The organism is Salegentibacter sp. (assembly GCF_041642575.1).
In the GTDB taxonomy this organism is placed as follows: Bacteria; Bacteroidota; Bacteroidia; order Flavobacteriales; family Flavobacteriaceae; genus Salegentibacter.
Genome location: NZ_JBEPWD010000086.1, coordinates 1 through 8,217, shown reverse-complemented (window position 1 = coordinate 8,217; position 8,217 = coordinate 1). Strand labels below are relative to the sequence as shown.

At 40.0% G+C, this 8,217-nt stretch carries 9 protein-coding genes; all 9 read left to right on the top strand.

Annotated elements, in window-relative coordinates; translation table 11 throughout:
- The coding region (locus tag ACESK1_RS10840; protein WP_372920201.1) for an efflux RND transporter permease subunit at window positions 1-1,228 on the top strand (1,228 nt) is incomplete at its 5' end.
- Window positions 1,229-1,269: 41 nt separating this feature from the next.
- The gene (locus ACESK1_RS10835) at window positions 1,270-1,575 is read left to right on the top strand and encodes a hypothetical protein (RefSeq protein ID WP_372920200.1); all 306 of its coding nucleotides are present in this window, start codon (window positions 1,270-1,272) and stop codon (window positions 1,573-1,575) included.
- A 260-nt stretch (window positions 1,576-1,835) separates the two neighbouring features.
- The gene (locus ACESK1_RS10830) at window positions 1,836-2,444 is read left to right on the top strand and encodes a TetR/AcrR family transcriptional regulator (RefSeq protein WP_372920199.1); all 609 of its coding nucleotides are present in this window, start codon (window positions 1,836-1,838) and stop codon (window positions 2,442-2,444) included.
- A 2-nt stretch (window positions 2,445-2,446) separates the two neighbouring features.
- The gene (locus ACESK1_RS10825; protein ID WP_372920198.1) at window positions 2,447-3,703 is read left to right on the top strand and encodes a TolC family protein; all 1,257 of its coding nucleotides are present in this window, start codon (window positions 2,447-2,449) and stop codon (window positions 3,701-3,703) included.
- A gap of 25 nt (window positions 3,704-3,728) precedes the next feature.
- Window positions 3,729-4,613: an HlyD family secretion protein gene (locus ACESK1_RS10820; protein ID WP_372920197.1), complete on the top strand. Its 885-nt coding sequence runs from the start codon at window positions 3,729-3,731 to the stop codon at window positions 4,611-4,613.
- A 7-nt stretch (window positions 4,614-4,620) separates the two neighbouring features.
- On the top strand, window positions 4,621-5,535 hold the full coding sequence (locus ACESK1_RS10815; RefSeq protein ID WP_372920196.1) for an ABC transporter ATP-binding protein: 915 nt from the start codon (window positions 4,621-4,623) through the stop codon (window positions 5,533-5,535).
- Between the two features lie 4 nt (window positions 5,536-5,539).
- Complete coding sequence (locus tag ACESK1_RS10810) at window positions 5,540-6,274, top strand: ABC transporter ATP-binding protein (protein WP_372920195.1); 735 nt, start codon at window positions 5,540-5,542, stop codon at window positions 6,272-6,274.
- Window positions 6,275-6,293: 19 nt separating this feature from the next.
- The gene (locus ACESK1_RS10805; RefSeq protein WP_372920194.1) at window positions 6,294-7,403 is read left to right on the top strand and encodes an ABC transporter permease; all 1,110 of its coding nucleotides are present in this window, start codon (window positions 6,294-6,296) and stop codon (window positions 7,401-7,403) included.
- A 17-nt stretch (window positions 7,404-7,420) separates the two neighbouring features.
- Window positions 7,421-8,217, top strand: a 797-nt coding sequence (locus ACESK1_RS10800; protein ID WP_372920193.1) for an ABC transporter permease, incomplete at its 3' end; no start/stop codon positions are given.

Below are 8,217 nucleotides of genomic sequence, written 5' to 3'. Positions count from 1 at the left end.
AAAATATGATGCCAATGTGAAGATCGTTGAGGTTCCACCGGGACCACCGGTGCTTTCAACTATAGTTGCTGAAATCTATGGTCCCGACTATGAAAAGCAGATCGAGGTAGCCAATGATGTTCAGAATATACTGAAGAACACCACCGATGTTGTAGATGTAGACTGGATGGTAGAAGCCGATCAAACCGAATTTGTTTACGAAATTGATCGCGAGAAGGCTATGCGTTATGGTGTAGCTCCGCAACAAATTGTTTACACCTTAAACTCAGCTTTAGGAGATAAAGCGGTGACGCATCTTTACGATGAGGATGCTACCGAAAGAGTTGGAATTCAGCTGGCCCTTGAGGAGCAGGAAAAAGCGAGTCCCGAAGCAATAGCGCAACTGGAGATCGTATCTGCGCAAGGAAATATGGTATCGGTTGGAGATCTGGTTAATATAAAAGAGAGCACTTTAGATAAAAGTATTTACCGCAAGAATCAGAAACGCGTGGTCTATGTGCTTGGAGATATGGCTGGAACCCTGGAAAGTCCGGTTTATGCCATCCTTGGTATGGAAGAGAAATTAAAGGAGATTCCATTGCCGGCCGGCTACTCTATGAATGAAATGTATTTGGGACAACCTGAAAAAGAAGACGATTATACGGTAAAATGGGATGGAGAATGGCAAATCACCCTGGAAGTATTCAGGGATCTTGGAATTGCATTTCTAGGAGTCATCATTATCATTTATATGTTGATAGTTGGTTGGTTCCAGGACTTTAAAACCCCGATTGTGATGATGGTGGCCATTCCCCTTTCTATGATAGGAATTGTACTTGGTCACTGGGTTATGGGAGCTTTTTTTACCGCAACTTCTTTTATCGGGATGATTGCTCTCGCGGGAATTATGGTGCGGAACTCCGTCTTGCTCATAGACTTTGTGAATTTAAGGCTGGAAGATGGAATTCCTCTAAAACAGGCTATCATTGAAGCCGGGGCAGTGAGAACTACGCCAATTCTGTTAACTGCAGGAACGGTAGTAATTGGTGCCTTTGTGATTCTTTTCGACCCTATTTTCCAGGGACTGGCAATTTCTTTAATGGGAGGAACCATCGGTTCCACTTTCCTTACGTTGCTTGTAGTTCCGGTGGTATACTACCTGCTCGTAAGAAAAAAGTATCCTGAAGAAAAACAAACCGCCAGAAGAGTCGAGATTGAGGAGGACGAAAGAAAAGAAATTGAAGCTTAACCGCAGTGTTTTTTAAATACTGATATAAAACAAATAGAAAAATGAAATTATTAATAGTAACTACAGTGGCCGAATACCAGAAAGAGGTGCTGAAACTTTTTAAAGAGTCAGGTATTGAGGCCTTTAGTACTTCTGAGATAGACGGCTATAAAAGTAACGATTCGCTAATAGCAACCCAAAGCTGGTTTCCCAGTGAAAAGGGAGGGAGTGAATCGCTATTGTATTTCTCTTTTACTAAAAATAAAAAGATAGACAAGTTTTTTAAGCTGGTAGAAGAATATAATAAACACCTGGAAACCGATAACCCTATAAGGGTGGTTGTGTTGCCGGTTGAAAGAGCAATTTAGGAGGGATCCTGAATTTTGCAAGGAGGAGAATATGACAGGAGTTAGTTTTAACTTCCGATTAATCTTTTCTCATATTAATTAGGTTTTTTAGGTTAGAAACCGCCTCCAGGAATGGAGGCGGTTTTGTTTTATTTCAATGTCGTTTTAAAAAAGTTTCTAGGATTCATTTTTCGGCCAAAAAATTTTAACATTCTGTATAGCATATTCTTGGAGTTTTCAATTTATCTTTGTTAACCAAATGGTTAAACCGAACAGTTAATATGACAGCTAAACAAGAAAATACCGAAGCAGAGATCCTGGAGGCAGCAAAAACAGTCTTTCAACAGAAGGGAATGGCAGGGAGCAGGATGCAGGAAATAGCTGATAAAGCCGGAATTAACAAAGCGATGTTGCATTATTATTTCCGCAGCAAACAGATGCTATTTGAGGCCGTATTTAAGAATGCCTTCAAGCTACTAGCTCCCCAATTAAAAAAAATTCTGGATGAGGATACTGACCTTTTTGATAAGATCAGAGGCTTTACCAACAGCTATATATCTTTTGTAATTAAGCACCCTTACCTACCCAATTTTATTATTCAGGAGCTGAACAAAAACCCTGATTTTATTGAGCGTCTGAGAGCAGACAAGGATTTTCCGAATATTGAGAAATTCAAATTACAGGTTGAAGACAATGTAAACCGGGGTGTAATTAAACCTATTAGTGGGGAACAACTGTTTATCAATATTATGTCGTTGAATATCCTGCCTTTTATTGCGGCGCCTTTATTTAAAGGTTTTCTGAATGTTAACGATAAAGAATATCGTGCTTTAATGGATCAAAGAAAAACAGAAGTTGCCGAATTTATTATCAATTCAATAAGACTTTAGAAATGAGATTTTTAAGTGTAATTATTATTTTTCTGATGACCTTTTCGATGGAAGCCCAGCAGGTTCTGAGCCTGGAGGAAAGTTATGAGTTGGCAGAAAGAAACTATCCTCTGGCCAGACAAGGAGAGCTGTTGGGTAATAAAACCGAAGCTGAAGTTTCGGAGATTCAGAAAGATAAACTGCCCAGGATAGATCTTAATGCCCAGGCGCATTATCAGTCTGAGGTGATTTCTTTTCCCTTCCAGCTTCCTAACACAACAATGGAAACACCAAATAATGACCAATACAGGGCTACTCTGGATGTGAACCAGCTAATTTATAAGGGAGGGAGCATCGACGCAAGATCGGCATTAAAGGAAGCCGAATTAAAAACGAGTCAGCAGGAAGTTGCTGTAAACTTATATCAGTTAAAAGGCCGGATTAATCAGTTGTATTTTTCTGTGCTTTTATTACAGGAGCAGGAAGCGCTTTTGCTGTCTAAACAGGAACAAGTGGAATCACAAATTCAGGAGGTTGAAACCGGAGTGAAGTATGGAGCCGTGCTGGCTTCTTCAGCAGATGTTTTGAAAGCTGAGCTTCTAAAAATTGATCAGCAACTTATTCAGGTACGGGCCGACAGAAATAAACTCCGTGAAAATCTCGCGACTTTGTTATCTACCGAAATAGATGAGAGTGTCATTCTTGAAAAACCATACACCCAGGAGATAGAATTAACCGAAAACAACCGACCGGAATTAGAACTTTTTGACCTGAAGAAGCAGCAGTTGGAGGCTTCAAAAGAAGTGCTCTCTAAATCCACGACTCCGAGTCTTTCGGGATTTGCCCAGGCAGGTTATGGAAATCCGGGTTTAAATATGCTTGATAATTCCTTCCAGGATTTTTATATGGTGGGTTTAAGAGCCAGTTGGAATGTTTTTGATTGGGGAAAGAATAAAGAGGCTAAAAAGGCTCTGGATATTTCTCAGGATATTATTGAAACCGAAAAAGAAAGCTTTTTGGTCAATAACAATATGGAATTACAGGAAGCTAAAAATGAAATTCTGAAAATGGAGCAAACGATCGCAACCGATAATGAGATCCTTGCTTTAAGGGAAAAAGTAATTAAAGCTTCAGGATCGCAATTGAGAAACGGAGTGATCACTTCTTCAGAATATCTCACCGAATTCAATAAACTCTTTGAATCGAAAATTGATCAGAAAGTACACGAAATTCAGCTTGCCCTTGCCCGGGCCAATTTCAGAATAGCAAAAGGCAATTAATAACTCAATTCAGAAATCAGAAATAATGAAAAGAATAAGTATCATAATTACTCAGGTCTTGCTTTTTGGAGGCCTTGTTTCCTGTAGCGATGATGAGAAAGCTGATGGTTACGGGAATTTTGAAGCCACCGAAATCACTGTTTCTGCTGAGGCTAACGGAAAAATAGAGTACCTGAACCTGGAAGAAGGTGATCCCCTTGGAAAAGGTGAGTTAGTGGGCATAATAGACACCCTGCAATCGCATTACAGCAAGGAGCAACTGAGAGCTTCTAAAAGATCTGTCTCTTCCAAATCCCGGAATGTGCTTTCTCAAATTGGAGTGCTGGAGGAGCAACTCAAAACGGCTAAAAATGAGAAGGAAAGAATAAGCAGAATGTATGAGGAAGAGGCAGCTACCAAAAGACAACTGGATGATGTTGAAGGAAAGGTGAGCGTTTTGCAGCAACAAATCAGAAGCGTGCGAACCCAGAATGCTCCTATTTTAAATGAATTGGAAACCCTGGATGTACAGATTGCGAAAATCGAAGACCAGATAGAAAAAAGTAAAATTATAAACCCGGTAAAAGGAACGGTGCTTTCTAAATATGCAGAACCCGGCGAGATCACTGCTTTTGGCCGGCCTATCTATAAAATAGCCGATCTGGACGAAATGACTTTACGGGTTTTTATCAGTGAGACCCAGCTTTCTGAATTGGAAATAGGAGAGGAAGTAAATGTAAAGATAGATGCAGCCGATGGTATGAAAACCTTCCCTGGAAAAGTAAGCTGGATTTCCTCTTCGGCAGAATTTACTCCGAAGATCATTCAGACTAAAGAAGAACGGGTTAACCTCGTCTATGCAGTTAAGGTTATAGTGAAAAATGACGGTAGCCTGAAAATAGGAATGCCGGCAGAAATGTGGTTGGAATAAACCTGAGATGAGTATAAGTATCAAAAATATCAGCAAATCCTATAAAAAGCTAAAAGCTCTTGACGATGTTTCTCTGGAGATAAATCAAGGCGAACTTTTTGGACTCATTGGTCCCGATGGGGCCGGGAAAACTACGCTTTTCAGGATACTCACCACCTTGCTATTTGCCGATGAAGGCACGGCGACTGTGGCCGGTTACGATGTAGTGAAGGATTATAAAAGTATTCGCAATTCTGTTGGCTATATGCCTGGGAAATTTTCATTATACCAGGATCTAAGCGTAGAAGAAAACCTTAATTTTTTTGCAACAATCTTCGGTACCACCATAGAGGAGAATTACGACCTGATAAAGGATATTTACATACAAATAGAACCCTTTAAAGATCGACGGGCTGGAAAACTTTCAGGAGGGATGAAGCAAAAGCTGGCTTTGAGCTGTGCTTTGATTCATAAACCTAAAGTGCTTTTCCTTGATGAACCTACCACGGGAGTTGATCCGGTTTCCCGAAAAGAATTCTGGGAAATGCTGAAACGATTACGCGAAAAGGGGATTAGCATTCTTGTTTCCACTCCTTATATGGATGAAGCTGAGCTATGCGACAGGATTGCATTAATTCAGAGAGGAAAGATATTGAAGGTGGATACTCCTGAAAATATAATCGAAAATCACCATAAACAGATCTATAATGTACGTTCAAATGAGACTTACAGGTTAATTCAGGATCTAAAGGATTTTCCGGGGAGTGAGAGCGTCTTTGCTTTTGGGGAATACATACATTTCACCTCCTCAGAAGAAACTTTCGAGCAGCAAAAACTTGAGGAATATCTACGTGAAAAGAAACACGAAGAACTGGAGATTCATCCTACCAAAGCCAGTGTAGAAGATGTGTTTATGGACCTCGCTTCAACTTCAGAAACTTAAAATTATGGAAAAGGAAAAAGTTATAGAAGTTAAGGAGCTCACCAAGAAGTTTGGGGATTTCACCGCGGTTAACAGCATTTCTTTTGATGTTTTTAAAGGAGAGATCTTTGGATTCCTCGGAGCTAACGGAGCAGGTAAGACCACAGCAATGAAAATGCTTATCGGGATTTCTAATCCTACTTCGGGTGATGCTATGGTGAGTGATTTTGATGTGCACCGCCAGGCCGATGAGGTTAAGAAAAACATTGGCTATATGAGTCAGAAGTTTTCTATGTATGATGATCTTACGATAAGAGAAAACATCAAATTCTTTGGCGGAATCTATGGTTTAAGCAGGAAACATATAAAAGAAAAGACCGCTAAGTTGATTGAGGAACTTCAATTACAGGAGGTAGCCGATTCTTTAGTGGGCTCTTTGCCTTTGGGCTGGAAACAGAAACTCGCTTTTATGGTTTCCCTGTTACACGAGCCTCAAATCGTTTTTTTGGATGAACCTACCGGCGGGGTAGATCCCATAACCCGCCGACAGTTTTGGGAACTTATTTATGCTGAAGCCCATAAAGGCACCACAATTTTTGTGACCACCCATTATATGGATGAAGCCGAATATTGTGACAGGGTTTCAATTATGGTAGAAGGAAAAATAGAAGCCCTGGATACGCCCAAAAAACTGAAGCAAAGTTTTAAAACCGATTCTATGAACGGAGTATTTCTGAAGCTGGCAAGAAACGTTGAATGAAGCTAATTCGAAATTAAAAATGTTTAAACGATTTAAGGGTTTTGTGAATAAGGAGTTCTATCACATTTTTCGTGATAAACGCTCTATGGTTATACTTTTTGGAATGCCCATAGTTCAGATTCTCCTTTTTGGATTCGCTATTACCAACGAAATAAATAACGTAGAAATAGCTATTCTGGATAAGTCTGCCGATTCTGAAACCGAAACCATCATCAGCAAGCTCAATGCCTCTCCGTATTTTAATATTGAAAGTGAAGTGCGCAGTGAAAAGGAGATCGAGGAGGTCTTCCAGGAAGGGAAAGTGAAAGCGGTGCTTGTTTTTGAAAAAGATTTTGCAAATAACCTTCAGGTTTTAAATCAGGCAAATGTACAGGTCATAACAGATGCTACCGATCCTAACACGGCTAATACCATCAGTAATTACGTGCAATCTATTCTTCAGCATCACAGTGGGGAAATTAACCTGCAAAAGGAAGCACCTTATAAACTGGAAGTAAGATCCCAGATGTTTTATAACCCGGAATTGAAAAGTGTTTTCAACTTCGTTCCCGGAGTGATGACGGTAATTTTGATGCTGGTTTCGGCAATGATGACTTCAATTTCAATTACCCGGGAGAAAGAACAGGGGACTATGGAAATTCTTCTGGTGTCCCCACTTAAACCTTTTCAGGTAGTAATCGGGAAGGTGTTTCCATATATTTTCCTATCGGTGATTAATGCAATTGTTATTTTACTGCTTGGGTTCTTAGTATTTCAGGTGCCTGTGGAAGGTAGCCTTATCCTCCTGGCTTTGGAAAGTGTGCTGTTTATCATTACTGCACTAAGTCTGGGAGTTCTTATTTCTACCATTGCAGCAACTCAGCAGGCTGCTCTTATGATGTCCCTGATGGGATTGATGCTTCCGGTAATTCTGTTATCAGGATTTATTTTCCCAATCTCGAGTATGCCTATGCCACTTCAGGTACTTAGTCATATTATCCCTGCCAAGTGGTTTATCATAATATTAAAAGGGATAATGCTCAAAGGAGTGGGAATTGCATTCCTGTGGAAAGAGACGCTTATCCTTATCGCTATGGCTCTGGTGTTTATTGGGATAAGTGTGAAAAAATATAAGATCAGATTGGAATAAAAAAGGGGAGGAAAAAAATGAAAACTATAAAATACATAGTTCAGAAAGAGTTCAAGCAGATCATGCGGAACAGGGGGATGTTGCCTATCATCTTCATCATGCCCTTACTGCAGTTAATTATCCTTTCAAATGCAGCCACCTTTGAGGTTAATGATATTCGTCTGTCTTATATAGATCACGATCAGACTTCAGTTTCCAGGGAACTCATCAGTAAATTCGAAGCTTCTGAATATTTTTCAGTCTTAGGAATGTATCCGACTAAAAAGTATGCTGACAATGCCTTAAAAAAAGGGGAAGTTGATGTTGTTCTGGAGATTCCCCGGTATTTTGAGCGCGACCTTGTTAGGGATAAGAAAAATTCGTTGGCGGTTTACCTCAATGCGATAGATGCTGCCAAAGCCGGAGTAGAAAACGTATATCTTAACCAGATCGTGGGAGATTACAACAGGAAGATTTCCGTAGAAATGATGCAGCCGGAAGATCAAATGCTAAAGCAAATGAATATTCTTACCATTCCCTCTTTTTGGTACAATGAAACCCTGAATTACAAGACCTTCATGGTGCCGGGGATCCTGGTGCTACTGGTTACTATGCTTACCCTGTTCCTTTCGGGGATGAATATTGTAAGGGAAAAGGAGATAGGAACTCTCGAGCAAATAAACGTAACGCCTATTAAAAAACACCAGTTTATTATTGGGAAATTATTTCCTTTCTGGGTGCTTGGAATGATAATTCTAACTGTGGGGCTTATTATCGCCAAGGTGATCTTTAATGTGCCTTTTGTAGGGAATATTGGATTGATCTATTTGTTTAC